This is a genomic window from Nonomuraea sp. N2-4H, from assembly GCF_045291505.1.
GTDB classification, from domain to species: domain Bacteria; phylum Actinomycetota; class Actinomycetes; order Streptosporangiales; family Streptosporangiaceae; genus Nonomuraea; species Nonomuraea fastidiosa.
Map to the genome: position 1 here is coordinate 3,745,789 of NZ_CP147987.1, position 25,715 is coordinate 3,771,503.

The following is a 25,715-nucleotide window of genomic DNA, read 5'->3' on the forward strand; positions in this document are numbered from 1 at the left end:
ATGTCGGTGCTGTTCGCCGGGCGCCGTCCGGCCGCACACGCGGCGACGCTCCCGTCCGGCCGGGTGCGGTGGCTGCATCGCACGCTGACCGGATGGGGCTTCGCCGGCCCCGCCACCCTGCTCGTGGTCGGCCTGTCGATCTTCCCGGCGGTGTGGGCGTTCCTCATCTCCCGGCAGAAGTGGAACGGCATCTCCCCCGCCAAGCCGATCGGCTGGCTCAACTACGAGCTCATGGTCCAAGACCCCGATCTGCTCGCGGCCGTGCGGCACACGCTGGTGTTCACGGTGCTGTTCGTCCCGTCGTCGATCTTCCTCGGGATGCTCGTCGCGGTCGCGCTCAACCGGCCGATCAAGCTGGTCGGCTTCTACCGTACGTGCATCTTCATCCCGTTCGTCGCCTCGGCCGCGGCCACCGGCATCCTCGCGAACTTCGTCTTCAACCCGCAGTACGGCGCCGCCAACAGCGTCCTGCGCGTGCTCGGCCTGCCGCAGCAGCAGTTCCTGGAGAGCCAGTCGCAGGCGCTCGCGGTGATCTGCCTGATCGCGCTGTGGGGGCAGGTCGGCTTCACCGTGGTGGTCTACCTGGCCGCGCTGCAGGACATCCCGAAGGACGTGGTGGAGGCGGCCCGCATGGACGGCGCCGGCCGCTGGCAGGTCTTCCGGCACGTCACCATGCCGCAGCTCGGCCCGGTGACCGTCTTCACCTCCATCTGGCAGACGATCACCGCGCTGCAGCTGTTCGACCTGGTCTTCACCACCACCAGGGGCGGGCCGCTCGGGGCGACGCAGACGATCGTCTACTACGTCTACGTCCAGGCGTTCAAGCTCACCAAGTTCGGCTACGGCTCGGCCGTCGCGTACGGGCTGTTCGCCGCCACCATGCTCATCACCGTCGGGATGATCCTCTACTCCCGGCGCAGCAAGATCGAGGCCTTCTGATGCGACGCCTGCCGTTCAGCCCGTGGCACCTGCTGCTCATGCCGCTGGCGCTGCTGTTCGCGCTGCCGCTGGTGCAGATGGTGCTGACCGCGTTCATGCCGGACAGCGACATCAACCGCTTCCCGCCGCGCTTCATCCCGAGCCGGCTCACCCTCGACGGGTTCGCGGGCCTGTTCAGCCAGTCGCAGGCGCTGCTGTGGCTGCTGAACACGGTGATCGTGGCCGCCGTCTCGGTCGTGTCGCACCTCGTCCTGTGCTCCATGGCCGGGTACGGCTTCGCGCGGCTGAAGTTCTTCGGCAAGCAGGCCGGGTTCCTGATGATCCTCGCGACCATCATGATCCCGACCCAGCTGCTGATGATCCCGACGTACGTGATGTTCAGCCGGCTCGGCCTGATCGACACGCTGGCGGCGGCGTTCGTGCCGTGGCTGGCGTCGGCGTTCGGGATCTTCCTGATGCGGCAGTTCTTCCTGTCGCTGCCCGCCGAGCTGGAGGACGCCGCCCGCATCGACGGGTGCACGACGTTCGGCGTGTTCTGGCGGGTGGTGCTGCCGCTGGCCAGGCCCGCGCTGGCCACGCTGACGGTGTTCACGCTGCTCGGCTCGTGGAACGACCTCATCTGGCCGCTCATCGCCATCAGCGACGAGAACATCTACACGATCCAGCTCGGCCTGGCCAACTTCCAGGGCACCCGGCACACCCAGTGGTCGCTGCTCATGGCCGGGAACGTGGTGGCGACGCTGCCGCTCATCGTCGGGTTCGTCGCGGCGCAGCGGCAGTTCGTCGCCACCATGACGTTCACCGGGCTCAAGGGCTGAGCCTTCTACCAGGGGCGCCTACCAGGCGACGGGCAGGGAGGTGAGGCCGTACACGACGTTGAACGAGCGGAACTCGGCGGGCGGTCCCTCCTCGCGCAGCCCGGGGAAGCGCTCGAACAGCGCGGGGAACGCGATGGTCATCTCCATCCTGGCCAGCGGCGCGCCGAGGCAGTGGTGCACGCCGTGGCCGAAGGCGACGTGGCCCATCTCGCCGCGCGAGATGTCCAGCCGTTCGGGGTCGGGCACGAACGCCGGATCCCGGTTGGCGGCCGGCAGCGCGCACACCACCAGCTCGCCCTCCGGGATCCGCACACCTGACACCTCCACCTCGGTGGTGGTCACCTTGATCGTGCCCGAGTGCACGATGCTGAGCCAGCGCAGCAGCTCCTCGACCGCCGCGCCCCACCGCTCGGGCTCCTTGCGCAGCAGGCCGAGCTGGTCGGGGTGGCGCAGCAGCGCCAGCGTGCCGAGGCCGAGCATGTTGGACGTGGTCTCGTGGCCGGCCAGCAACAGCAGGCTGCCGATGCCGACCAGCTCATCGGCGGACAGGTCGTCGCCGTGCTCGCGGACGAGCATGCCGAGCAGGTCGTCGCCGGGGTCTTTGAGCGCGCGGCCGACCAGCTCGCTCATGTAGGCGCGCGATTCGAGCTGCGCGGCGGCCCGCCGCTCCACCGGCTGCGACAGGTCGAGCATGGTGCCGCTGCGGCGCTGGAAGTCGGCGCGGTCCTCGTACGGGACGCCGAGCAGCTCGCAGATCACCAGCGACGGGATCGGCAGCGCGAACGACGTCACCAGGTCGGCGGGCGGACCCGCCGCCTCCATGGCGTCGAGGTGGGCGGTGACGATGTCCCTGACGCGCGGCTCCAGGCGGCGCATGCGGCGCATCGTGAACTCGGGGGTGAGCATGCGGCGCAGCCGGGTGTGCTCGGGCGGGTCGAACATCAGCAGGTTGCCCGCCCGTATGCGCCGCAGCTCGTCGTCGGTGAGCCGCGGCGCGCCCGGCGGCCGGTGACCTGCCGAGCGGGCGTTGCTGAACTGGGGGGATCGCCCAGCACCTCTCGGACGTCGGCGAACCTCGTCACCATCCAGACATCGAGTCCGAACGAGGTGCTGACCTTGCGCACGCCCTCCTCCTCGCGGATCCTCGCCAGCTCGGGATCCGGGGTGAAGGTCGAGCGCCGCATGTAGACGGGCATCTCGGGCGCCGTCGTGGAATCAGTCATCAAGTCGCTCCCCCTTGGCCTCCATTAAACGCCTGGGGAAGAGCCGGTGCGCGGAAGCGGGTCCCGGCCGCGCGCCTCTCGGCGTCTGTGGCCGTGCGCTTTCGGCGTCTGCGGCCGTGCGCGGCCGGGACCGTTCCGAAGACCGTCAGCCGAGTGCGGCCGGGTCGCCGAGCGCCACCGCCGCAGGGCGCTCGCACGTGCTCTCGACGTCCACCGACCTGCCGGAGCGGGCGGAGGCGAGCAGCGACTCCATGACGTCCAGGACGTGGAACGCCAGCGTCCCGCCCGCCCTGGGCTCCCGATCGGACAGGAAGTCGATGAGGCCGACGCCGCGTCCCGCCTCGGCGTACCCGGCCGAGACGGGCAGCTCCCGCGCCTCCCCGTCGCCGAGCTTCGTCAGCAGCACCTGCCCGTCGAAGCGGTTGGGGTCGGGGACGACGAGCGAGCCCCGCTCACCGTGCACCTCGATGTTGGGCGCGCGGGTGGCCACCGCGTCGAAGCTCATCACCAGCGTGGACAGCACGCCCGACTCGTGCACGAGCACGCCGGTGACGTGCGTGTCCACGGTGACCGGGATCTCCTCGCCCTGACGCGGGCCCGAGCCGATCGTGCGCTTGGAGCGGGTCCTGCTGGCCGCGCCGATGACCGAGCGCACCGGCCCGAGCATGGTGATCAGGCTGCTGATGTAGTACGGGCCCATGTCCAGGAGCGGGCCGCCGCCCGGCACGTAGTAGAAGTCCGGGTTGGGGTGCCAGCGCTCGTGGCCGGGCGTCATCATGGTCGCCGTCGCCGCGATGGGGCGGCCGATGAGACCGTCGTCGATGGCGGCGCGGGCCGTCTGCGTGCCGGTGCCGAGCACGGTGTCGGGCGCGCAGCCCACCCGTACCCCGGCCTCGCGGGCGGCGTCCAGCACGCGCCGGGCGTCCTCGCCGGTCGCGGCCAGCGGCTTCTCGCAGTAGACGTCCTTGCCCGCCGCGATGGCCTGCAGCGCGATGTCCGCGTGCGCGGCCGGGATGGTGAGGTTGAGCACCACCTGGATGCGCGGGTCCGCGATCAGCTCGGCCACGCCCAGCGCCTCGACGCCCGCGTACTGCTCGGCCGCCGCGCGCGCCCGCTCGGGGTCGAGGTCGGCCACGGCGACGAGCTTCACCTGGGGCAGGCGGTCGATGGTCTTGAGGTATTGGGCGGAGATGGCTCCGCAGCCCACGATCCCGACGGTCAGCGGCTGGCCCACAGCATGCCCCTCTCGATGATCGTACGTACGCTGTCGTGCTGCAGAACGTCCAGGCTGTGCCCCGGGGTCGTGACGAAGATCCGCCCCTTGCCCCAGCGTCGGGTCCAGATGGCCGGCGAGGTCACCTCGCGGTGCCAAGGGTCCCACGGGCGCACCTTCTGCGTCGTGGTGGCCAGCACGTCGATGTAGTCGTCGGTCAGCACCCAGTACTGCTCGGTCACCAGGTCGAAGTCCTCGATGCCCTCCGTGATCGGGTGCGCGGCCGCCTCCGGGAGCATGTTCACCGTGTACGGGACGAAGTTGTGCCGCTCGGTGCCCGCGTCCGGGTCGTCGGGATGCTTGCCCGGGTGACAGGCGAACTGCCCGCCGATGAGGTGCAGGTAGTCGGAGGAGTTGCGGAACGAGTCGGCGATGCCGCCGTGCCAGCCCGCCATCCCCGTGCCCGCCTCGATCGCCGCCCGCAGGCCCTTGAGCTGATCGGGCTCGATCGTGCCCATCGTGTAGCACTGCACGATGAGGTCGATCTCGGCCATGAACGCGGGGTCGGCGTACGGGGCCGGGCTGTCGGACAGCCGCACCTCGAAGCCGTTCTTCTCCAGGAAGGGCACGAAGAGGTCGGTGGCCGCCACCGGGGCGTGCCCCTCCCATCCCCCTCGCACCACGAGAACCTTGCGCGTGTGCTCGCCCGCCATGCAATCGCCAATCACTCGTTGAACGATAAACCGTTGCGTACCGCCCATTCCACGAATAGCGGCACACTTCGCCAATTCTGTCTGACTTCCCCCGAAACCCCCACCCCCTTTCTCCTACCGGCAACGAGAAGTTCGCCTCACCTCGAAGAAACCTGGACCCCTCTCCGGCGAAAGGCCGCAGCCACCACTCTCCCCAGGGGGGCGGTGGAGGACGGGGCGCCCCGGCCCCGGCGTGATGACACAACGGGCGGCCCCTCCGGGGGCGACCTGGCGGGCGGTCGCCCCCGGAGGGGGTGAAATGTCGCGGGCGGCCGCCCCCGGAGCGGGTCAAACGTGGCGAGCGGCCACCCCCGAAGGGAGTGCAACGCGGCGAGCGGCCACCCCCAAAGCGGGTCAAACGCGGCGAGCGGCCACCCCGAGAGAGTGAAACGCGGCGAGCGGCCGCCCCTCCCGAGGGGACACGTGATGGGTGACCCTTCAGGGGGTGAGGGCGTGGCGGGCGTAGGCGCGGACGTCGGCGTCGGGGTCGGTCAGGGCTCCTTCCAGGGCGGCCGAGACGGTGGCGTCGGCGGCCCACGGGGTCAGGGCCAGGACGGCGGCCTTGCGGACGTCCAGGTTGCCGTCCGAGAGGGCGCCCACCAGGGGTTTCGTGGCGGTGTCCGGGTCGGCGGCGGCGAGGCAGCGGGCCGCGCCGACGCGGACCTGCCAGGCCGGGTCGGACAGCGCGGGCAGGGCCTGGGCGACCAGGGGCGCGCCGGTGGCGGCCGACGCCTCCAGGGCGGCCGCCCTGACGAGGGGGTCGGCGTCCCGTGCCAGATCGGCGAGGACGGGCGTGGGGCGGCCGATGAGGCCGAGGCCCTTGGCGGCCCAGACGCGTACCTCGCGGGACTGGTCGGACGCGGCGGCGGCCAGTTCGTCCGGCGCGTCGAGCGAGACGAGCCCGCGGATGGCGGCGATGCGCACCCGGTGGTCGCCGTCGCCGATCGCGGCGCGGAAGATCTCGACGCTGCCGAGCCGCAGCGCCCGCAGCACGTCGAGGACGGCGGCGCGGACGAAGGCGTCGCCGCCGGCGAGCCGCGCGGTCAGGGCGGCGCCCAGGCCGGCGGAGGCGGGCAGCACCTCGACGAGCTCGGTGAGCCCGGTGGCGGCGGCCCTGCGTACGGTGCCGTGCGGGTCGGCGAGCGCCTCGGCCAGCGCGGTCCCGGTGCCCTCGGGGACGGTCTCGGTGAGGGTGGCGATGGCAGCCCTGCGCACCTTGGGGTCGGCATCGGCGAGGTAGGGAGCGAGGTCGGTCAGGGTCGGCTGCTCCTCGGCGAGCCGGTGCAGCTCCAGGATGCGCGGCGAGCGGCCGACCGCGGCCTCCTGGCGGCGCTCGCGGGTGCCGCGGCGCGCGACGACGGCCGTGCCGACGGTGCCGAGCACGACGGGCTCGGCCTGGACGGGCGTGAACTCCTCGACCGGCACGAGGTACGGCTCCACGGGCCGCTTGACGAACTCCATGGCCCCGTCGTCCCGCTTGCGCAGGTTGAGGTGGAACAGCCATTCGGCGTCGTCGCGTTGCGGCAGGTCGGCCCGCTCGTGGTAGAGCCCCCACCGGCTCTCGGTGCGCGCCAGCGAGGCTCGCGCCGCCATCTCGGCGCAGTCGCGGATGAAGTCGACCTCGGCGCAGCGCATCAGCTCGTGCGGCGTGCGCGCCCCCATGGCGGCGATCTCGTGGCGCATCCGCTCGAACGACTCCAGCCCGATCTCCAGCTTGGCCGCCGTCTTGGGCGGCGCGACGTAGTCGTTGACGAAGCGGCGCAGCTTGTACTCGACCTGCCGCTGCGGCGTACCGTCGGGGTTGCGCAGCGGCCGGTAGACGAGCTCGTGTGCGGCGGCGACCTGGTCGGCGGGCGGTTCGGCGAGCGGGGCGTGGTGCGCGGCGGCGTGGGCGCCGGCGAGGTCGCCGAAGACGAACGCGCCGATCATGTAGTTGTGCGGCACGCAGGCCAGGTCGCCGGCCGCGTACAGGCCGGGGACGGTGGTGGCGCCGTTCTCGTCCACCCAGACGCCGGATGCGGAGTGGCCGCCGCACAGCCCGATCTCGGAGATGTGCATCTCGACGTCGTGGGTGCGGTAGTCGTGGCCGCGCCCGGCGTGGAACGTGCCACGGGTGGGCCGCTCGGTGGTGTGCAGGATGTTCTCGATGGCGGTGATGGTCTCGTCGGGCAGGTGGGTGAGCTTGAGGTAGATGGGCCCGCGGGCGGAGGCGATCTCGGCGGAGACCTCGGCCATCATCTGCCCCGACCAGTAGTCGGAGTCGACGAACCGCTCCCCCTTGTTGTTGACCTGGTAGCCGCCGAACGGGTTGGCGACGTACGCGCAGGCGGGCCCGTTGTAGTCCTTGATGAGCGGGTTGATCTGGAAGCACTCGATGCCGCTCAGCTCGGCCCCCGCGTGGTAGGCCATGGCGTAGCCGTCGCCGGCGTTGGTGGGGTTCTCGTACGTTCCGTAGAGGTAGCCGGAGGCGGGCAGCCCGAGCCGCCCGCAGGCGCCGGTGGCCAGGATGACGGCGCCGGCCGAGACGGTGACGAACCGCCCGCTGCGGGTGTCGAACCCGGCCGCGCCGACGGCCCGCCCGCCGGAGGTGAGCACCCTGACCGGCATGAACCGGTTCTCGATGCGCACCTTCTCCCGGATGTGGCGCTGCCGCAGCACCCGGTAGAGCACCTTCTTGACGTCCTTGCCCTCGGGCATGGGCAGCACGTAGCTGCCCGAGCGGTGCACGCGGCGCACCGCGTAGTCGCCGTGCTCGTCCTTTTCGAACTTCACGCCGTACCGCTCCAGGCGGCGGACCATGTCGTAGCCCCTGGTGGCGGTCTGGTTGATGGTCTTCTGGTTGACGATGCCGTCGTTGGCGCGGGTGATCTCGGCGACGTAGTCCTCAGGGGTGGCCTTGCCGGGGATGACGGCGTTGTTGACGCCGTCCATGCCCATGGCGAGCGCGCCGCTGTGGCGGACGTGGGCCTTCTCCAGGAGCAGCACCTGCGCGCCGTGCTCGGCGGCGGTGATGGCGGCCATGGTGCCGGCGGTGCCGCCGCCGATGACGAGCACCTCGCACTCCAGGTGCAGGCGGTCTTCGATCGCGGGGATCTCCATCGTTCACAACTCCTTGAGGATCTGAGCGCGCAGCCCGGCACGATCGGCGGCTCCGGTTGCGGGGGCACGAGGGCAGGGGACGTCGATGACGGAGCGCACGGCGCCGTGGCCGAGCACCACGACCCGGTCGGCGAGCAGCAGCGCCTCGTCCACGTCGTGGGTGACGAACACGACGGTCGCCTGGGTGTCGCGCAGCACGTCGAGCAGCAGGGCCTGCATGCCGGCACGGGTCTGGGCGTCGAGCGCGCCGAACGGCTCGTCCATGAGCACGGCCCTGGGCGCCCCGGCGAGTGCGCGGGCGAGCTGGACGCGCTGGCGCATACCGCCGGACAGCTCGCGGGGCAGCCGGTCCTCGTGCCCGGCCAGGCCGACGCGGGCGATCCACTCCTCGGCGACGGCCCGCCGCCGCGCCGTGGACCAGCCGCGGATGCGCAGGGGCAGCTCGACGTTGCCGCGTACGGTGCGCCAGGGCAGCAGCGCGTCGTCCTGGAAGACCATGGCGCGCTCGCCGGAGGTGGCGGTGATCTCCGCGCCGTCGGCGACCACGCGGCCGTCGCGCGGGCGCAGCAGCCCGGCGATGGCGCGCAGCAGCGTGGACTTGCCCGACCCGGACGCGCCGACGATCACCAGCACCTCGCCGGGCCGGACGGCCAGGTCGACGTCGCGCAGCACGGGCCCGCGCCCGTAGCCGAGGGTCAGGGACTCCATGGTGATGCCGAGCGTCATGACGCGGCCTCCTCCGCGCGTGGCAGCCACCGCGTCAGGCGCCTGGCGAGTTCGACGGCGGCCGAGGTGAGCCAGCCGAGCAGGCCGATGGTGATCATGCCGACGATGACGGAGGGGTAGTCCACGATCGTGTACGACATCCAGGTGCGGTAGCCGACCCCGAACTCGCCGGAGATCATCTCGGCCGAGATGACGCAGATCCACGACACGCCCATGCCGACCGACAGCCCGCCGAAGACCCCGGGCAGGATGCCGGGCAGTACGACGTTCAGCAGCACGTGGCGGCGCCCGCCGCCGAGCGTCCTGACGGCGTCCTCCCACAGCGTGGGCAGGGCTCGTACGGCGTGCCGGGTGCTCACCATGATCGGGAAGAACGCGGCGGCGAACGTGATGAACACGATGCCCTGCTCGTCGGTGGGGAACAGCAGGATGGCGACCGGCACCAGCGCGATCGCCGGGATCGGCCGCACCGCCTCCAGCAGCGGCAGCAGCACGTCACCGGCCTTGGCGGACCTGGCGACCAGGATGCCCGCCGCCACGCCCGCCACGGCGGCGAGCCCGAAGCCCGTGCAGATCCTGATGAGGCTCTGCAGCAGGTCCAGCCAGTAGAGCCGGGTGGCGAGCAGGCTCGCGGCCCGCTCGGCGACCTCGACGAGGGTGGGCAGCCGGTCGAACCTGAGCCACAGCCGGGCGTCGGTGACCGTCAGCAGCTGCCACAGCCCGGCCGCGGCGAGCAGCGAGGCGAGGCGGACGAGCCGCCTGCGCGCCCTGCCCGCCCTGCCCGCTCGGCCGCCGCCGCGCATGCGCGGCCTGCCGCCGGAGGCGGGCAGCGCGGGTGCGCGTACCTCGGTGCCGGCGGTCATCGGTCGTCACCTCCTGCGGCCTTGAGCGCGTCGGCGTAGCTGACGGGCCTGGTGTCCGGGTGCTTCGCGCGGTAGGCGTCGGCGCCCTCCTGCGTGGTGAACGGCAGGAACCGGTGATCGGGGTCGGCATCGGGGTCGCGCAGCCAGACCGAGCGGTCGGCGAACCAGCGGGTGCCGGTCGTGGTGTCGGGCACGTACGCGGCCCGCACCTGCGCGTTCGCGGCGGCCACCTGGCGCAGCAGGCAGGTGGGCGTGGCGGCGGGCCTGGTGTCCTTCTCCCCGGTCAGCCACAACTCGGAGGCGGTCCCAGGGGCGTTGACGGGCGTGCCGCAGGCGCTGTCGGTGCCGGTGACGGCGGCGGGGTTCGCGGTCGAGGCCCGGTCGGCGTCGTAGTTCGCCCCGTACGCCTTGCGCAGGTAGGAGTCGTTGACGAACGCGGCCACGTCCACGCCGGAGAAGTCGGGGCTGATCCGCTTGAGGTAGGCCACGTCCCGCTGATGGGCGGCCTGCAGCGGCTCCTTGAGCGTGACGTCGAAGGTGGCGATGCCGCCGCGCCCGTTGTAGAGGTAGACGACCTCGGGCGGCAGCCCGGTCGCCTCGGCCACCGACTCGGCCGCCTCCACCGGGTGCTCGTGCAGGTAACGGGTGGCGTCGATCTGCGCCTTGAGGAAGGCGTCCACGACCTCGGGGTGCTCTTCCGCGTACGCCTTGCGGGCGACGACGCCGTGGAAGGTCGGCACGTCCAGCGCGGAGCCGTCGTAGATGAGCCGGCCCTTGTCCTGGAAGGCGAGCAGGCCGGGCCAGGCCACGAACTGGGCGTAGCCCTGCACGCCGCCCGACTCGAGCTGGGCCGCGCCGACGGCGGGCTGGTGGTTGACCACGTCGGCGCTGATGCCCGACCGCTCCATGGCCTGCACGAGCGTGCCGTGCCCGGCCGAGCCGACGCTGGCGGAGATCTTGGTGCCGGCCAGGTCGGCGAGCGTGCGCGCGGACGACGCGGGCGAGACGAGCACCATGTTGAGCCCGCCGCGCAGGTTGTAGCCGGTGATGGAGATCATCTCGGTCTTGGCCGAGGGCACGTTCTGGGTGCGGGCGGCGTTGATGAGCAGCGGGTAGTCGCCCATCGAGCCGATGTCGATCTTCCCGGCGACCATCTTGGCGGTGATGGGGGCGCCGGTGTCGTAGTCCTGCCACTCGACGGTGTAGCGGGGGCCGAGCCGCTTCTCCAGGTAGCCGAGCGAGCGGAGCAGGGTCCCTGCGGTGACGGTGTTGATGGTCTTGGACTGGTAGCCGACGACCACCTTGGTCGTGCCGCCGCCATGGGAGGCGCCGGAGTCACCGGAGCCGCCGCCGGCCGCGCCGGCCACCGAGCAGCCGGTCGCCGCGAGCAGCAGGGCGGTGGCGGCGGCCATGAGTGCTGTGCGCATCGGGCGTTCCTTCATCGCAGCAGGTAGGGGATGTTGATGGTGACCGCGTCCACGGGGCAGCGGGCCGCGCAGGGCCCGCAGTACCAGCACTCGTCCACGTGCATGTACGCCTTTCCGGTCTCGTCGCTGATGGCCAGCGAGTCGAGCGGGCACGCCTCCACGCAGAGCGTGCAGCCGTCGATGCACAGGGACTCGTCGATCGTGACCGGGACCTCGACGCGCTGGTCGATCAGGGCCATGCGTGCTCCTCTTTCTCGCTACGCCGCAGGTGACCGCGCATCGTCAGGCGGTCGCCGCGGAAACGGATGAACTCCAGGTCCACGGGCCTGCCGTCGGCCAGGTGGGTGAGCCGCTCGACCATGAGCAGCGCGGCCCCGCGCGGCGCGCCGAGCACGGCGGCGGTGTGCGGGTCGGCGTTGACCGCCTCCAGGGTCAGCTCGGCGGTGCCGAGCGGCTGGCCGGCGATGTGTTCGAGCAGGACGAAGATGTCGTTGCCGGTGAGGTCGGCGTCGAACAGCGGCTCGCCCACGTCGCGCACCAGGTAGGTGAGGTCGAGGGAGAGCGGCAGGCCGTTGAGGCTGCGCAGGCGTTCGAGGTAGACGACCTGCTCGCCGGGCGCCAGCCCGAGCCGGTGGCTGACCGGGGCGGGCGGCTCGATGAGCGTCATCGTGCGCACCTGGTTGACCACCTGGCCGTGCTCGTGCAGCGTCTCGGCCAGGCCGAGCAGGCGGTGCAGGCCGTGCGGGTACTTCTCGGCGGCGACCGTGGTGCCGACGCCGGGACACCGTTCGACCAGTCCTTCCTCGCGCAGCAGGTCCAGCGCCTGGCGCACGGTGTTGCGCGAGGTGTCGAACTCGCGGGCGAGCGCGGACTCCAGCGGGAGCTGCCCGCCGGGGTATCCGCCGTGGATGATCTGTCTTCTCAGCAGGTCGGCGACCTGCCGGGCGCGGTCCGCCCGGCGCCGCCGATCGTCGAGGGCCACCCGTTCCATGGCTCTTCAACCTACTCAATCGGTAGGAAAAATGGGATAACGGGTGGATTGCGCCACCAGGCGGAGCCTATGTACCCGCGCTGACCTGCGGTTCCGTGCTGGATCCTGGAAGATCTGCCACCCTTTCCGCGGGCAATCGGGGCACGGCGGCGACCAGTTCGTGCGTGTACGGATGGCGCGGCCGCAGGAACACCTCGGCCACCTCGCCCTCCTCCACGACCTGGCCGTCCTTCATGACCAGCACCCGGTCGGCGACGTGCTGGACGACGCCGAGATCGTGGGAGATGAACACCATGGCGGTGCCGTACTCGGCCTGCAGCTCGGCCAGCAGGTCGAGCACCTGGGCCTGGATCGAGACGTCCAGCGCGGAGACGGGCTCGTCGCAGAGCAGCACGTCGGGGCGGGTGCCGAGGGCGCGGGCGATGGCGACGCGCTGGCGCTGGCCGCCCGACAGCTCGCGGGGGTGCCGGTCGGCCACGTCCTGCGGCAGGCCCACGCGGGCCAGCAGGTCCAGCACGCGGGCCCGCCGTTCGGCCTTGGGCAGCCGCAGCGGCTCGGCCACCAGGCGGCCGACCTTGTGGCGAGGGTCGAAGGAGTCCAGCGGGTTCTGCGTGATCACCTGGATGCGGGGGCGCAGCGGCCTGCGCTCGCGCTCGCGCAGCTCGCTCCACGGCCGCCCGAGCAGGGTCACGCCGCCCTCGTCCGGCTCCAGCAGGGCCATGCACAGGCGGGCGAGCGTGGTCTTGCCCGAGCCGGACTCGCCGACGATGCCCAGCGTCTCGCCCTTGCGCAGGGTGAAGGAGACGTCGTCCACGGCGCGGCGGGCGCCGTACGTGCGCGTCAGCCCGGTGGCCGCCAGCACCGGCCCGCCCTCCGCGGTTGGAGCAGGGCGGGCCAGCGGGCGGCCGTCGGTGAGCCGGGTGCCGCGCGAGGCGGCCGACGGTACGGCGGCCAGCAGCGCGCGGGTGTAGTCGTGCCGTGGCCGGGTCAGCACGTCGCGCGCCGGGCCCTCCTCCACCACCCGGCCGTCGTGCATGACGAGGATGCGGTCGGCGATCGACCCGACCACGGCCAGGTCGTGGCTGATGAGCAGCAGCGCCGTGCCTGCCGCCTTCTGCCCGGCGAGCAGCCGCAGGATCTGGGCCTGCACGGTCACGTCCAGCGCCGTCGTGGGCTCGTCGGCAATGATCAGCGCCGGGTCGGCGGCGATGGCGGAGGCGATGAGCACCCGCTGGCGCAGCCCGCCCGACAGCTCGTGCGGGCGCTGCTCCGCCCGCAGCTCCGGCTCCGGCACCCCGGCCGCCTCCAGCAGCTCCAGCACTCTTTCCGCCCGGCGGGCGCGCGGCACCACGTCGTGCACGGCCAGCACCTCGGCGATCTCGGAGCCCACGGTGCGCAGCGGGTCGAGCGAGACCAGCGCGTCCTGCAGCACGAGCCCGGCGAAGCGGCCGCGCAGCCGCCGCCAGTCGTGCGGGCCGAAGCGCAGCGCGTCCCGCCCGGCGACGGTGAACGCCGCCGCCTCCACCGTCGAGCCGGGGCCGGTCAGCCCGAGCAGGGTCCGCGCCGTCACGCTCTTGCCCGACCCCGACTCCCCCACCACGGCGACGCACTCGCCCGGCGCGATCGCCAGCGACAGGCCGCGCACCACCTCGTGCTCCCCGAAGCTCACCCGCAGGTCCCGCACGTCGATCAGCGGCCCGGCGGAGCCGGACGGCGCGGCCGCGGCGGAGACGGCGTCGTGGGTGGTGGTCATGACGTCCTTCCTTCGAAGCGTTGCTGGAGCCGGCGGCCGACGACGGTCAGGCACACGACGGTCAGCGTGATCGCCAGGCCGGGGAAGAGCGCCTCCCACCAGGCCACCCGCAGGTAGTTGCGGGCCTCGGAGAGCATGGCGCCCCATTCTGCGGCCGGGGGCTGCGGTCCCATGCCGAGAAAGCTGAGCCCGGATCCGGCGATGACGGCCTGGCCGAGCCCGATCGTGGCCAGCACGGGGATCGGGCCGAGCACGTTCGGCAGCACGTGCCCCACGGTGATGGCGAGCCGGGAGCGGCCGAACGTGACGGCCTGCTCGACGTAGCCGGAGCGGCGCACCACGAACGTCTGGGCGCGGATCACGCGGGCGTAGTTGGGTACCTGGGCGACGGCGATCGCGAAGATCACGTTTCCGGTGCCGGGGCCGGTGATCGCCACGATGAGCAGCGCGAGCAGCAGCTCGGGCAGCGTGGACAGCACGTCGAACGAGCGGGCCAGCGCCTCGTCGAGCCATTTCGGCGACAGCCCGGCGGCCAGGCCGAGCAGCACGCCCGAGGTGACGGCGAAGACGGTCGCGGCGACGCCGATGCTGATGGAGTGGCGGGCGCCGTAGACGACCCTGGCCAGCACGTCGCGGCCGAGGTGGTCGCTGCCGAACCAGTGCTCGCCGCCGGGCGGGGCGAGCGCGGCGAGCGGGTCGGCGGCCAGCGGGTCGGCACCGGTGACCAGCCCCGGCACGGCCACGGCGAGTGCGAGCACGGCGAGAAAGACGATGGGGAGGATCAGGCGGCGCACGGTCAGCCTCTGATTCGCGGGTCGATGGCGCGGTAGGCCAGGTCGAGCAGGGTGCTGATGGTGACGTACACGAGGGCCGACAGCAGCACGACCGCCATCACCACCGGCATGTCGCGGCCCTGTACGGCGTCCATGGCGACGCGGCCGAGCCCCGGCCTGCCGAACAGCACCTCGGTGATGACGGTGCCGCCGAGCAGCGCGCCGGTGAACCAGCCGGCCAGCGTGACGGCGGGGATGAGAGCGTGCCTGAGCGCGTGCCTGGCGACCAGCGCCCGCTCGGTGAGCCCGCGCGCCCGCGCGGTGACCGCGAACGGCTGCTCGAGTGCCCGTTCGAGACCGCCGCGCAGCACCTGCCCGAGCACGCCCGCGATGGGCAGCGCGAGCGCGAGCGCGGGCAGCACGAGCGCGCGCGGCCCCTGCGCCCCGGAGACGGGGAACCAGCCCAGCGTGAACGAGAACAGCGACAGCAGCAGGATCCCGATGAGGAACGGCGGCACCGACACCGCCACCAGCTCCGCCAGCGAGGCCGCGCCGCGCGCGAGCCGCCCCCGGCCGGCGGTGACGAGCGCGATCACCCCGGCCAGCGCGATCCCGATGCCGGCCGCGGCGGCGGTGAGCTGCAGGGTGGGCCCGACCTGCGTGGCCAGCACCTCGCCGACGTCCTGCTGCAGCCGGTACGAACGCCCGAGGTCGCCGTGCAGCAGCCGCCACAGGTAGGACAGGTACTGGACGATCTCGGGCCGGTCGAGCCCCCACTCGGCGATGATCTTGGCCCGGATCTCGGGGGTGTCGGGTCCGTCGCCGACCAGGATGTCCACGGTGTCGCCTGGGGCGAGGAGCAGCGCCAGGTAAGCGGCGGTGGCCGCGGCCCACAGCACGGCCAGCCCGCTGCCGAGCCTTCTGATCATGTGCCGATCCGCACGTCGTAGGCGCCCGCGGGGGTGCCCGACGCGGGCTCGAAGCCGAGACCCTGCACGCTCTTGTGCGCGGCGATCTGGTCGGCGGGCACGTAGAGCGGGAACACGATGGCCTTGTCGAGCACCGCGGTCTGCTGGACCTTGTGGTAGAGCTCCTTGCGCCGCTCCTGGTCGGAGATGGCGCCGGCCTCGGCGAGCCAGGAGTCCAGCCGCTTGTCGGCGTAGTGCGTCCTGTTGAGCGAGCCCTCGGCGGGCAGGATGAGGTTGAGCGCGGCGCCGGAGTCGGAGTCGCCGCGGGAGTTCTCGAACACCTCGTAGTCGTTGTCCTGCAGCGCCTGCTGCGCCGCGCCCTGATCGACGATCTTGACTTGGTAGTCGATGCCGGCGTTCTGCTTGACCTGGGCCTGGATGGCCTGGGCGAGGACATCGCGGCGGTCGCGCTGGAACGCCGCGGAGGCGAAAACGCGCACGGTCAGCCGCTTGCCGTCCTTGACGCGGTAGCCCTCGGCGTCGCGCTCCTTCCATCCGGCGGCGTCGAGCAGCGCGTTGGCCTTGGCCGCGTCGCCGCCGTAGCGGCCCTCCAGGCTCGCGTCGTAGAACGGGCTCGACTTGGCGACGAGGCTCCACGCCCTGGTCGCGGTGCCCTGGTAGACCGACCGCAGCACGGCGTCGAGGTCCACGGCCTCGCGGAACGCCTCGCGTACGCGCTGGTCGTCGAAGGGGGTGCGGGAGGTGTTGAAGTAGTAGCTGAAGGAGGTGCCGGAGTTGAGCGCGGTGCTCAGCGTGAGGTCGGGGTCGCGCTCGATCATCGCGGCCTCGGTGGCCGGCACGCCCTCGATGACCTGCACCTGGCCGGAGGTGAGCGCGCCGACGCGGACGGCGGCCTCGGGCAGGAACCGGTAGGTGATCTCGGCCAGGTGGGCGGGGCCCTGGTGCGCGGCCCCGGCGGGCGGCCACTTGTAGTCGGGGTTGCGGCGGTAGTGGATCTCCTGGCCCGGGACGTACCTGTCGAGGATGAACGGCCCGGTGCCGACCAGGTCGGGCCCGCCGAACTTGAGGTCCTTGGCGTTCTTGAGCGAGCGCGGCGAGACCTGCCCCGCGTAGGGGGAGGCGAGGAAGTCGAGGAAGAGCGCGTCGGGCTCCTTGAGGGTGATCTTGATCGTGGTCGGCGAGACGACCTCGGACTTCTCGTACGCCTTGAGCTGGATGGCCGCGACGGCCGGGTTGTAGCCGGGCACCATGAACTGGTCGAGGTTGGCCTTGACGGCGGCGGCGTCGAACGTGGTGCCGTCGTGGAAGGTGACGTCGTCGCGGAGCCGGAGGGTGTAGACGCGGCCGTCGTCCGACACCTTCCACGACGTGGCCAGCCAGGGGTGGAACTCGCCTTGCTCGTCCCGCGACAGCAGGGCGTCGAACTGGTTGAACACCAGCAGCCTGGCCTTGTTCTGCACCCACTGCTGGGGGTTGAGCGTGATCGGCTCCGTCTCGATGGCCCAGGTCAGGCTGGCGGGCGCGGCCCCCTCCTGCGCGGGCTCGGCGCCGCAGGCGGCCAGGGTGAGTGCGAGCAGTAAGGCCGGCGCGAGGCGTTTCATCGGCGTCATGGGCGTCACTGGTGGTTCCATGCTTCGGCGAGCAGCTCGTACGAGCGCACGCGGTCTTCGTGGTCGTGGGTGATGGTGGTGACGAGCAGTTCGTCGGCCCCGGTCACCCGGCGCAGGGTGCGCAGCCGTTCGGCGACCTGGCCGGGGGTGCCGACGAACTGGGTGTCGACGCGGTCCTTGACCAGGGCGCGGTCCTCGTCGGTCCAGACGTGGGCGGCGGCCTCGGCGGGCGTGGCGAAGCGCATGGCGCCCGCGCCGGTCCTGATGCTGCGCACCCACAGCGCGTAGGGGGAGGCGAGCTCGCGGGCGGCGGCCTCGGTGGGGGCGACGACGGCGTCGGCGGAGACCATGACGTACGGCTCGGACAGCTCGTCCGACGGCTTGAACGCCTCCCGGTAGGCCTCCACCGCCTCCAGCACATTGGAGGGGCTGACGTGGTAGTTGGCGGCGAACGGCAGCCCGCGCTCCCCCGCCACCCTGGCGCTCTGGCCGCCGCTGCTGCCGAGGATCCACACCTCCAGGTCCGCGCCCTCGCCCGGGACGGCGTGCACCTCGTGGGTGCCGTTGATGAAGGCGAGCACGTCGTCGATCTGCTCGGCGAAGTCGGGCGTCTGAGCGCCGGGCTGTTGGAGGAAGGTGGCGTAGTGGACGAGCTGCGGGTGGACGGCGAGCGTGGACAGGTCGAGCGGCGCCGGGATAAGCAGCCCGTCCACCACCTTGTCCTCGCGGTCCTCGCGCGGCCGCGGCGGAGGACCCTTGGGGGCGGCGGCGAGCTCGGCGCGGCGCTGACCCGAGCGGCCGATGCCGAGGTCGATGCGTCCTGGATGCAGGGCGTCGATGATGCCGAACTGCTCGACGACCGACAACGGGGTCTGGTGTCCGAGCTGCACCGCGCCGGAGCCGACCCTGATGCGCGAGGTCGCCGCGGCGACCAGGGCGATCAGCACGGCGGGCGCGGAGCTGGCCACGCCGGGCGCGAAGTGGTGCTCGGCCAGCCAGTAGCGGCGGTAGCCGAACTCCTCGGCCCTGCGGGCCAGGTCGATCGTGTTGTTCAGGGCGTCGGAGGCCGTGCCGCCCGAGGGGATGGGGGCGAGGTCGAGGATGGACAGCGTCATGACGTGCCTCCTGCGACGGCGGGCACCCGGTCGTCGGACGCGGCGGGAGAGGAAGGCGGTGAGGGGAACGGCCGGCTCGGGACCTCGGCCCGCAGCACCGGCGCGATCTCCGACTGGAACAGCTCAAGCGTGGCCCGGTGCCGCGCGGGCGTGAGCCCTTCTGCGTCGGCGGGGATGTGCATGACCTCGTGCCCGAACCGCCGGTGGTAGCGCAGCACCTTGTCGATGATCTGCTGCGGGCTGCCCACCAGCACCGAGCTGCGCTCGATGGCGTCCTCCAGCGTGGGGAAGACGATCGGGATGCCGGCCTTGCGCTGATAGTCCAGCCGCGCCTGGAAGACCGGCCGGTAGGCGGCGATGGCCTCCTGCGAGGTACGGGCCGCGTACAGTCCGGCGAACCCGGCCCCGACCAGCGCGTCCGCCGGGTCGTGCCCGTAGTGCGCCCACCGCTCGCGGTAGTGGTCGATCAGCTCGGCGTACGGCTCGATGGGGTTGGAGACGTTGGCGGAGAACAGCGGGTCGCCGTGGCGGGCGGCCAGCTCGACCGACTCCTTGCTGGTGGCGCTGCCGTGCCAGACCCTGATCGGCCGCTGCAGGGGACGCGGCCAGGTCTGGGCGTCCTCAAGGGCGGGGCGGAACCGGCCGCTCCAGGTCACCTTCTCCTCCCGCCACAGACGTCGGAACAGCTCGTACGACTCCCGGTTGCGCTCCCACTGGTCCTCGGTGGTGACGTGGAACAGCTTGGCCTGGGCCGCGCCGTTGCCCTTGCCGATGATCAGTTCCAGCCGCCCGCCGGACAGGTGGTCGAGCGTGGCGTAGTCCTCGTAGGCGCGTACGGGGTCGAGCAGGCTCAGCGTGGTGACGGCGGTGAACAGCCGGATGCGGGAGGTCTTGGCGGCGATGTGGCTGAGCACGACGGGCGGTGATGAGGACAGGAACGGCCACTCGTGCCGCTCCCCCACCCCGAACCCGTCGAAGCCCAGTTCCTCGGCCAGTTGCGCGGTCGCGACGACCTCGCCGAAGCGCTCGGTCGGCGAGGTGGCGGCGTGGTGCGAGATGAGGGTGATGGCCAGGAACTTCATCGTGCCTCCGCGTACCGGTTCGCCGGCCGGGGCAGGCCGAGCAGCCCGCGCAGTGTCCCGGCCTCGTAGGTGCTTCTGAAGGCCGAGCGCGCCCGCAGCTCGGCGGTCAGCCCCGAGGTGATCTGTGACAGGTCGTACGGCAGCGCCCCCGGCCGCAGCCGGAACCCCTGGATGCCGGCCCGCCGCCACTGCAGCAGCAGGTCCGCGAGCTCCCGCACGTGGCCGGTGAAGATCGCCGCGTCGGAGGTCAGCTCGGCGCCGTCCTGCTCGTCGAGCCGTGCCTTGCGCCGCGCGGCGTCGTCGCCGAGGAACACCAGCAGGTCGGCGAAGATCTTGATGTCCGGCGACAGCTCCCTGATCTCGGCGACGATGTCTCGGGCGTGCCCGGCCGAGTGCGGTGTGACGAACACGACGTCGGCGTTCGCGGCGGCGAACTCGTACGGCAGCCGCTGGTGGGCGAGCGCGGCCACGACCGGCTGTCCTTGCGGCGAGCGCGGCGTGATGGACGGCCCTTTGACGGAGAAGAACCTCCCGGAGAAGTCGATGTAGTGGAGCTTGTCGCGGTCGATGAAGCGGCCGGTGGCGACGTCCCTGATCTCGGCGTCGTCCTCCCAGCTGTCCCAGAGCCGCCTGGCCACCTCGACCGCGTCGGCGGCCTCCTCGAACAGGTCCTGTACGTGCGGGTGCGCGCTGACCGACCCGGCGGCGGGGTCGAGCGGCGGGATGGTCCTGCGGCCGAAGTGGCGGGCCTCGGCCGAGCGTACGGAGATCTGCGGCCGCCAGCCGGCCCGGCCGCCGCTGACGTGGTCGAGCGTGGCGATGCCGATGGCGACGTGGAACGGCTCAGTGTGGGTGGTGGTGGCGGTCGGCACCAGGCCGATCCGGTGGGTGAGCGGGGCCACCCGGGCGGCGAGCAGCACGGCGTCGAACCGGCCGCGCACCTGGTCGGTGCGGTCGTCGAAGCCGTCGGGCAGCGAGGACTGCGGGCCGAACGCGTCCTCGATGGTGACGAAGTCGAGCAGGCCGCGCTCGGCCTCGGTGACGAGCCCGGCCCAGTAGCGGGCGGTGAACAGGGCGCGGGCGGCCCCGGGCGCCTCCCGCCAGGCGGCCGGGTGCCAGCCCGCGCCGTCCAGGGCGACGGCCAGGTGGAGGGGTGCGGGTGGGGTCATGCCAGCTCCAGGTGCTCGCGCAGGGTGGCGCCGGTGTAGTCGGTACGGAAGACGCCGCGCTCCTGCAGCAGCGGCACCACCTTGTCGACGAAGTCGTCCAGGCCGCCGGGCGTCAGGTGCGGCACGAGGATGAAGCCGTCGGCGGCGCCGGCCTGCACGTGCTCGTCGATCTTGCGGGCGACGGTCTCGGGGGTGCCGATGAACGTCTGCCGCCCGGTCACCTCGATGACCAGCTCGCGGATGGTGAGCTTCTTCTCCGCGGCCAGCGCCCGCCACTTGGCGGCCACGGCGGCCCTGTCCTTGATCGGCACCCGGCCGCGCGAGACGCCCTCGCTGAGGTCGGGCTCGACGTCGGGCAGCGGGCCTTCGGGGTCGCAGGCGGACATGTCGCGTCCCCACACCTGCTCCAGGAAGGCGATGGCGGTCTGCGGGCTCACCTGCTGCCTGCGGATGGCGGCGGCGTTCTCGGCGGCCTCCTCCTCGGTGTCGCCGAGCGCGTACGTGACGCCCGGCATGATCTTGAGCTGGTGGGGTTCGCGGCCGTACTTGGCCATGCGGCCTTTGACGTCGGCGGAGAACCGCTTGCCGTCCTCCAGCGTGCCGTGCCCGGTGAAGACGACGTCTGCGGTGGCGGCGGCGAACTCCCTGCCGTCGGACGAATCCCCGGCCTGGATGATCACGGGGTGCCCCTGGGGGCTGCGCGGCAGCGTGAAGCGGCCTTCGACGTCGAAGTGCTTGCCGTGGTGCACGACGTCGCCGATGGCTCCCTCCCGCAGGAAGCCGCCGCTGTCCGCGTCGGCGAGCACGGCGTCCGGGGCCCAGGAGTCCCACAGCTCGCGGGCCAGGCGGACGAACTCGGCGGCCCGCTCGTAGCGGTCGTTGTAGTCGAGGAAGCCGCCGCGGCGGAAGTTCTCGCCGGTGAAGGCGTCGGAGGTGGTGACGACGTTCCATGCCGCCCTGCCCTCGCTGAGGTGGTCGAGCGTGGCCAGGCGGCGGGCCAGCTCGTACGGCTCGTTGAAGGTGGCGCTGACGGTCCCGGCCAGCCCGAGCCGGTCGGTGACGGCCGCCAGCGCGCTCAGCACGGTCAGCGACTCCGGCCTGCCGACCACGTCGAGGTCGTGGATACGGCCTTTCAGCTCGCGCAGCCGCAGGCCCTCGGCAAGGAAGAAGAAGTCGAACTTGCCGCGCTCGGCGGTCTTGGCCAGGTGGACGAACGAGGAGAAGTCGATCTGGCTGCCGGAGCGGGGGTCGCTCCAGACGGTGGTGTTGTTGACGCCGGGGAAGTGCGCGGCGAGATGTACCCGCTTGCGTGCTGTCATCGGTCCCGCCCGTGGGGAGTGCGCCAGGTGTCCGGCAGGCCCTCGGTGGTCTCGGCGAACGCGGGCAGCGTGTAGAGGTCGCGGGCGTAGCCCCACAGGTTCGGGAAGCCGGACAGGTCGTGCTCGGTGATGAGGTGGTGGCGGTTGTACTCGGTGTCGTACCTGGCCAGCGTGACCCACAGGCGCACGTCGGCCTCGGTGACCGTGTCGCCGAGCAGGTAGCGCCGTTCCTCCAGCCTGCGGTCGAGCGAGCGGAGCATGCCGGCGACCCGCTGGCGCTCGTTGTCGCGTTCCCGCTCGCTCGCGGCGCGGGCGACGCGCGAGACGCCGGTGTTGACGTCGTGGTAGATCCAGGCGTTCAGCTTGTTGATCTCGGGGCGCAGCGCCCGCGGATAGAGGTCCACGCTGCGGTCGGCCCACTCCTCGAACTGGGTGGCCAGGTCGATCGTGATGTCGGGGAAGTTGTTGCTGACGATCCTGCCGCGCCGCCGGTCCCACAGCACGGGCACCGAGATGTGGCCGGGGTAGCCCTTCTCGGTGGCGTCGTACGCCTGCTCAAGGAGCGTGAACCCGTTGACCGGGTCGGGGCCCCTGCGCTCCCTGAAGGCCCAGCCGCGCCCGTCGCGCTCGTCGTCCACGTAGGACAGCGACACCACCTCCTCCAGCCCCTTGAGCTTGCGGACGATCGCCGCGCGGTGGGCGTACGGGCAGACCCAGGCGACGTAGAGGTGGTAGCGGCCGGGCTCGGCGCGGTAGCCGCTGGACCCGTCGGCGGTGATCCGGCCCTGGAAGGGGTAGATGGGGCGGTTCCAGCCGGGCGACAGGTGCAGGCGGCCTGGGCCGTACGAGCCGTAGGCGTCGTAGTCGACGGGACTGGCGTAGGCGGGGGCCGCCGTCCCGGTGTCGGTCCGGGGGTTGATCCCGGTGTGCACGGTCACACTCAGCTCCAGACGCGGGTCGCTCAGTCTTCGTTGTGCGGGCGGAAGCGGCCGAATCGGCCCTTGTGGTAGAGGAGCGGCCGGCCCTCGCCGTGCGTGCGCACGTCGGCGACCAGGCCGACGACGAGCACGTGGTCGCCGACGTCGGCGGTCTCGTACGGCAGGCACACCAGGTGCGCGCACACGTCCTGCAGCAGCGGCGCGCCGAGCGGGCCCGGCCGCCACCTGGTGGGCGGGGCGAAGCGGTCGATGCCCTTGCGGGCGAACCTCGCGGCCAGGTCGGCCTGGTCGGCGGAGAGGATGTTGACGGCGAAGTGGTCGGCGGAGCGCAGCCAGGGCCAGGTGGTCGAGGACTGGTCGACGTAGAAGGAGACGAGCGGCGGTTCGAGGCTGACCGAGGAGAACGAGGTGGCGGTCATGCCGACCGGGACGCCCTCGTTCTGCGCGGTGATCACCACGACGCCGCTGGCGTGGACGGCGAGCGCGCGGCGGAACGACTCGGCGCCGACGGCGCGGCCGGGCAGCGTGTCGGTCATGCCCGGGCACTCCCCTCGCGGTCGGTGCCGGCCGGTGCTGGGCTGGTGGGGGTGGTGGGACGTGATGGGATCACGGGATCGTTCCTCACGGGGAAGGCGCGCTCGCGCGGCGCGCTGGCGGTGGTGCGCGAACGCGGGTGTACGGGGTCGTCAGCGGGTGCGTGGACGGCGTCGGCCACGCCCGAGCTCAAGGGGTGATGGCGGCGTGCGGCGGAAGGCCGCGGGCGGTGGTCCGTGATCAGCGACACTGCGCGCTGGCGACGTGGCAGAAGTCCACGTGCGGGCGCGCGGTCAGGAGGAAGCCCTGGCTCATGTCTTCGACGCTAAGCCGGACTCTCGGATAAGTCAATATTTCCTACTTGTTATACGGGAAATTGGACGGCGCCTGCCCGGACATGGCGACGCCCCGCCACCGGCCGGCGGCGGTGGAACCGTCCATCGTCACCGCCTCGCTCCCCCAGGCCGCCGCCGGCACCGCCTACCGGCACGAGCTGCGGGCCAAGGGCGGCGTGCCGTTCTACGACTGGCAGATCACCAGCGGGTCGCTGCCCGCCGGGCTCACCCTCGACCGGTTCACCGGCACCATCACCCCGACCGCCGCGGGCAGCCACACCTTCACCGTCCGGCTGCGCGACTACGACCGGCTCAGCAGCTCCGTCACCAAGACGTTCACGCTGAACGTCGGCAGCGGCGGCGCAGGCCCCGCGACCGACCTGGCCGCGGACGCCGCCCCCTCGGCCTCCTATACCGCGCCCTGGGAGAGCGTGGCCGCGATCAACGACGGCATCGACCCGCCGTCATCCAACGACACCGCCAACCCCCGCTGGGGCGCCTGGCCGCAGACCGGCACCCAGTGGGCCGAGCTGACCTGGCCGTCGGCCCGCACGATCGGCTCGGCCGAGGTGTACGTCTTCGACGACGGCGGCGGCGTGCGGCTGCGGCGAGCTGGAAACTGCAGTACTGAGCGGCGTTGGTCGGGCTTCTCGAGGTCAAGGCATACGCCTGACCGGCCGTGCGGATACCCACTTTTTTGTGGGTACTTGCCGCCCCGGCACTCCACGGACGAAGCTGAGGACACGGCGGCCGGAGGGCCGCCGGGGACCAGCAGGACGTACGAGAGGAGGCCGGGGCGGTGCGCGTCACGAGACCTGCCGGGCCGCGGCCAGCCTCTCCAGGCGGCGGTGACCCCAGCCGGCGAGGGGCTCCAGCGCCTCGGCCAGGTCGCGGCCGAACGGGGTCAGCGAGTATTCGGTCCGCAGCGGCCGCTCGTCGTACACCTGCCGGTGGACCAACCCGTCGCCCTCCATCTCGCGCAGCGTCTGAGTCAGCACCTTCTCGCTGAGCCCGGGCAGCCGGCGCAGCAGCTCGCCGGGACGCCACGGGCCTGACTCCAGCAGCCAGAGCAGCGTCGTCTTCCACTTGCCGTCGATCACGGCGATCGCGGCGGTCACCCCGCAGACGTTGGGGTCCTGTGCTCTGCTGCGCGTCATCGCCGTTTCACCCTTCACAAGCCATGTCGTCGAGGAGTCTTCACGGATGTCCGTATCCACCCCACAGTCTGCCGTCACCGTGCTCGGCCTGGGTCCGATGGGCCGGGCGCTGGCCGGCGCGTTCCTGGACGCGGGCCTGGCCGTCACGGTCTGGAACCGTACGCGGGGCCGGGACCGCGAGCTGGTGGCCCGCGGCGTGTCGGGCGCGCCGTCACCCGAGGCCGCGGTCGCCGCGAGCCCGCTCACCGTGCTCTGCGTGGTGGATTACGACGCCGCCCACGCGATCGTGCGCAGGGACGCGGTGGCCGCCGCACTCAAGGGCCGCACGCTGGTCAACCTGACCGCCGACACGCCGGCGCGCGCCCGCGACATGGGCGCGTGGGCCTCCGCGCACGGCATCGGCTACCTGGACGGCGCCATCATGACGCCGTCCACCACCATCGGCACGCCGAACGCGGTGTTCCTACACAGCGGCCCCGAGGAGCTCTACCGCGAGCACCGGGCGGTGCTGGAGACGCTCGGCGGCACCCACACCCACCTGGGGGCCGATGTCGGCCGGGCGGCCTCGTACGACCTCGCGCTGCTCGACATCTTCTGGACCGCGATGGCCGGGTACGCCCACGCGCTGGCGCTGGCCAAGGCGGAGGGCGTCACGGCCCAGGAGCTGGCGCCGTTCGCGAAGGGCATCTCCGCGATCCTGCCGCCGCTCTTCGAGCAGGGCGCGCGGGAGGCCGACGCGGGCGTCTTCTCCGGCGACATCAACCCGATCACCTCGGCGGCGTCGTCCATGCGGCACATCGTGCAGGCGTCCGAGGAGCGCGGCATCGACGCGAGCGTGATGCGCGCCGCCGAAGGGCTGGCCCGCCGCGTCATCGGGCTCGGACACGGCGGGGACGGCTTCCTGCGCGTCACCGACCTGCTCAACCCCCGCTGACGGTCCCCCGGTACGG

24 protein-coding genes and 1 pseudogene are annotated in these 25,715 nt (G+C 72.2%); 4 read left to right on the forward strand and 21 right to left on the reverse strand.

Annotated features, from left to right (window positions below; genetic code table 11):
• Entirely contained in the window at window positions 1-939 is a 939-nt protein-coding gene (locus tag WBK31_RS17460) for a carbohydrate ABC transporter permease (RefSeq protein WP_378788561.1), read from the forward strand.
• Window positions 939-1,757: a carbohydrate ABC transporter permease gene (locus WBK31_RS17465; RefSeq protein ID WP_364052280.1), complete on the forward strand. Its 819-nt coding sequence runs from the start codon at window positions 939-941 to the stop codon at window positions 1,755-1,757. Before WBK31_RS17460 ends, WBK31_RS17465 begins: the two co-directional genes overlap by 1 nt.
• Before the next feature lie 18 nt (window positions 1,758-1,775).
• Here WBK31_RS17465 and WBK31_RS17470 read toward each other — a convergent pair whose 3' ends face one another.
• The 20 genes from WBK31_RS17470 to WBK31_RS17565 form a co-directional block, all read right to left on the reverse strand.
• Window positions 1,776-2,699 carry a cytochrome P450 gene (locus WBK31_RS17470; protein ID WP_378788556.1) on the reverse strand — a complete coding sequence of 308 codons (924 nt, stop codon included), beginning with the start codon at window positions 2,697-2,699 and terminating at the stop codon, window positions 1,776-1,778.
• Window positions 2,699-2,980 carry a hypothetical protein gene (locus WBK31_RS17475; protein WP_406675240.1) on the reverse strand — a complete coding sequence of 94 codons (282 nt, stop codon included), beginning with the start codon at window positions 2,978-2,980 and terminating at the stop codon, window positions 2,699-2,701. Before WBK31_RS17475 ends, WBK31_RS17470 begins: the two co-directional genes overlap by 1 nt.
• Window positions 2,981-3,125: 145 nt before the next feature.
• Window positions 3,126-4,214, reverse strand: a complete 1,089-nt coding sequence (locus WBK31_RS17480) for a Gfo/Idh/MocA family oxidoreductase (RefSeq protein WP_364052286.1) — start codon at window positions 4,212-4,214, stop codon at window positions 3,126-3,128.
• Window positions 4,199-4,873, reverse strand: a complete 675-nt coding sequence (locus WBK31_RS17485) for a ThuA domain-containing protein (protein ID WP_364052289.1) — start codon at window positions 4,871-4,873, stop codon at window positions 4,199-4,201. Before WBK31_RS17485 ends, WBK31_RS17480 begins: the two co-directional genes overlap by 16 nt.
• Window positions 4,874-5,383: 510 nt before the next feature.
• Window positions 5,384-8,044, reverse strand: coding sequence for a fumarate reductase/succinate dehydrogenase flavoprotein subunit (locus tag WBK31_RS17490; protein WP_406675241.1), 2,661 nt, complete (start codon window positions 8,042-8,044; stop codon window positions 5,384-5,386).
• A 3-nt stretch (window positions 8,045-8,047) separates the two neighbouring features.
• Entirely contained in the window at window positions 8,048-8,770 is a 723-nt protein-coding gene (locus tag WBK31_RS17495) for an ABC transporter ATP-binding protein (RefSeq protein WP_406675242.1), read from the reverse strand.
• On the reverse strand, window positions 8,767-9,633 hold the full coding sequence (locus tag WBK31_RS17500; RefSeq protein ID WP_378788552.1) for an ABC transporter permease: 867 nt from the start codon (window positions 9,631-9,633) through the stop codon (window positions 8,767-8,769). The genes WBK31_RS17495 and WBK31_RS17500 overlap by 4 nt, the downstream gene beginning before the upstream one ends.
• The gene (locus tag WBK31_RS17505) at window positions 9,630-11,060 is read right to left on the reverse strand and encodes an ABC transporter substrate-binding protein (protein ID WP_364052301.1); all 1,431 of its coding nucleotides are present in this window, start codon (window positions 11,058-11,060) and stop codon (window positions 9,630-9,632) included. Before WBK31_RS17505 ends, WBK31_RS17500 begins: the two co-directional genes overlap by 4 nt.
• Window positions 11,061-11,071: 11 nt before the next feature.
• Window positions 11,072-11,299 (reverse strand): 4Fe-4S dicluster domain-containing protein, encoded by a 228-nt coding sequence (locus WBK31_RS17510; RefSeq protein WP_364052304.1) that lies wholly within the window; start codon window positions 11,297-11,299, stop codon window positions 11,072-11,074.
• Window positions 11,290-12,051 (reverse strand): GntR family transcriptional regulator, encoded by a 762-nt coding sequence (locus tag WBK31_RS17515; protein WP_364052307.1) that lies wholly within the window; start codon window positions 12,049-12,051, stop codon window positions 11,290-11,292. The genes WBK31_RS17510 and WBK31_RS17515 overlap by 10 nt, the downstream gene beginning before the upstream one ends.
• A 67-nt stretch (window positions 12,052-12,118) precedes the next feature.
• Window positions 12,119-13,804, reverse strand: a complete 1,686-nt coding sequence (locus tag WBK31_RS17520; protein WP_406675243.1) for a dipeptide ABC transporter ATP-binding protein — start codon at window positions 13,802-13,804, stop codon at window positions 12,119-12,121.
• Entirely contained in the window at window positions 13,801-14,598 is a 798-nt protein-coding gene (locus WBK31_RS17525; protein WP_378788549.1) for an ABC transporter permease, read from the reverse strand. Before WBK31_RS17525 ends, WBK31_RS17520 begins: the two co-directional genes overlap by 4 nt.
• A gap of 2 nt (window positions 14,599-14,600) precedes the next feature.
• The gene (locus tag WBK31_RS17530) at window positions 14,601-15,506 is read right to left on the reverse strand and encodes an ABC transporter permease (protein WP_406675244.1); all 906 of its coding nucleotides are present in this window, start codon (window positions 15,504-15,506) and stop codon (window positions 14,601-14,603) included.
• Window positions 15,503-17,107 carry an ABC transporter substrate-binding protein gene (locus WBK31_RS17535; RefSeq protein WP_406675245.1) on the reverse strand — a complete coding sequence of 535 codons (1,605 nt, stop codon included), beginning with the start codon at window positions 17,105-17,107 and terminating at the stop codon, window positions 15,503-15,505. Before WBK31_RS17535 ends, WBK31_RS17530 begins: the two co-directional genes overlap by 4 nt.
• Window positions 17,108-17,121: 14 nt before the next feature.
• The gene (locus WBK31_RS17540; protein WP_364052322.1) at window positions 17,122-18,231 is read right to left on the reverse strand and encodes an LLM class flavin-dependent oxidoreductase; all 1,110 of its coding nucleotides are present in this window, start codon (window positions 18,229-18,231) and stop codon (window positions 17,122-17,124) included.
• Entirely contained in the window at window positions 18,228-19,313 is a 1,086-nt protein-coding gene (locus WBK31_RS17545) for an LLM class flavin-dependent oxidoreductase (RefSeq protein WP_378788542.1), read from the reverse strand. The genes WBK31_RS17540 and WBK31_RS17545 overlap by 4 nt, the downstream gene beginning before the upstream one ends.
• The gene (locus WBK31_RS17550; RefSeq protein WP_406675248.1) at window positions 19,310-20,482 is read right to left on the reverse strand and encodes an LLM class flavin-dependent oxidoreductase; all 1,173 of its coding nucleotides are present in this window, start codon (window positions 20,480-20,482) and stop codon (window positions 19,310-19,312) included. The genes WBK31_RS17545 and WBK31_RS17550 overlap by 4 nt, the downstream gene beginning before the upstream one ends.
• On the reverse strand, window positions 20,479-21,801 hold the full coding sequence (locus WBK31_RS17555; protein WP_364052331.1) for an NtaA/DmoA family FMN-dependent monooxygenase: 1,323 nt from the start codon (window positions 21,799-21,801) through the stop codon (window positions 20,479-20,481). The genes WBK31_RS17550 and WBK31_RS17555 overlap by 4 nt, the downstream gene beginning before the upstream one ends.
• The gene (locus WBK31_RS17560; protein WP_378788538.1) at window positions 21,798-22,739 is read right to left on the reverse strand and encodes a glutathione S-transferase C-terminal domain-containing protein; all 942 of its coding nucleotides are present in this window, start codon (window positions 22,737-22,739) and stop codon (window positions 21,798-21,800) included. The genes WBK31_RS17555 and WBK31_RS17560 overlap by 4 nt, the downstream gene beginning before the upstream one ends.
• Window positions 22,740-22,762: 23 nt before the next feature.
• Window positions 22,763-23,275, reverse strand: coding sequence for a flavin reductase family protein (locus tag WBK31_RS17565; RefSeq protein ID WP_364052337.1), 513 nt, complete (start codon window positions 23,273-23,275; stop codon window positions 22,763-22,765).
• Window positions 23,276-23,670: 395 nt separating this feature from the next.
• Here WBK31_RS17565 and WBK31_RS17570 point away from each other — a divergent pair.
• A pseudogene (locus WBK31_RS17570) lies at window positions 23,671-23,946 on the forward strand (Ig domain-containing protein); the annotation flags it as partial.
• A gap of 468 nt (window positions 23,947-24,414) precedes the next feature.
• On the opposite strand, the gene WBK31_RS17575 reads toward WBK31_RS17570, so the two are convergent.
• Window positions 24,415-24,765, reverse strand: coding sequence for a helix-turn-helix domain-containing protein (locus WBK31_RS17575; RefSeq protein WP_364052340.1), 351 nt, complete (start codon window positions 24,763-24,765; stop codon window positions 24,415-24,417).
• Window positions 24,766-24,811: 46 nt separating this feature from the next.
• On the opposite strand from WBK31_RS17575, the gene WBK31_RS17580 reads away from it, so the two are divergent.
• Window positions 24,812-25,699, forward strand: coding sequence for an NAD(P)-dependent oxidoreductase (locus WBK31_RS17580; protein WP_406675249.1), 888 nt, complete (start codon window positions 24,812-24,814; stop codon window positions 25,697-25,699).
• The last annotated feature ends 16 nt before the right edge of the window (window positions 25,700-25,715 follow it).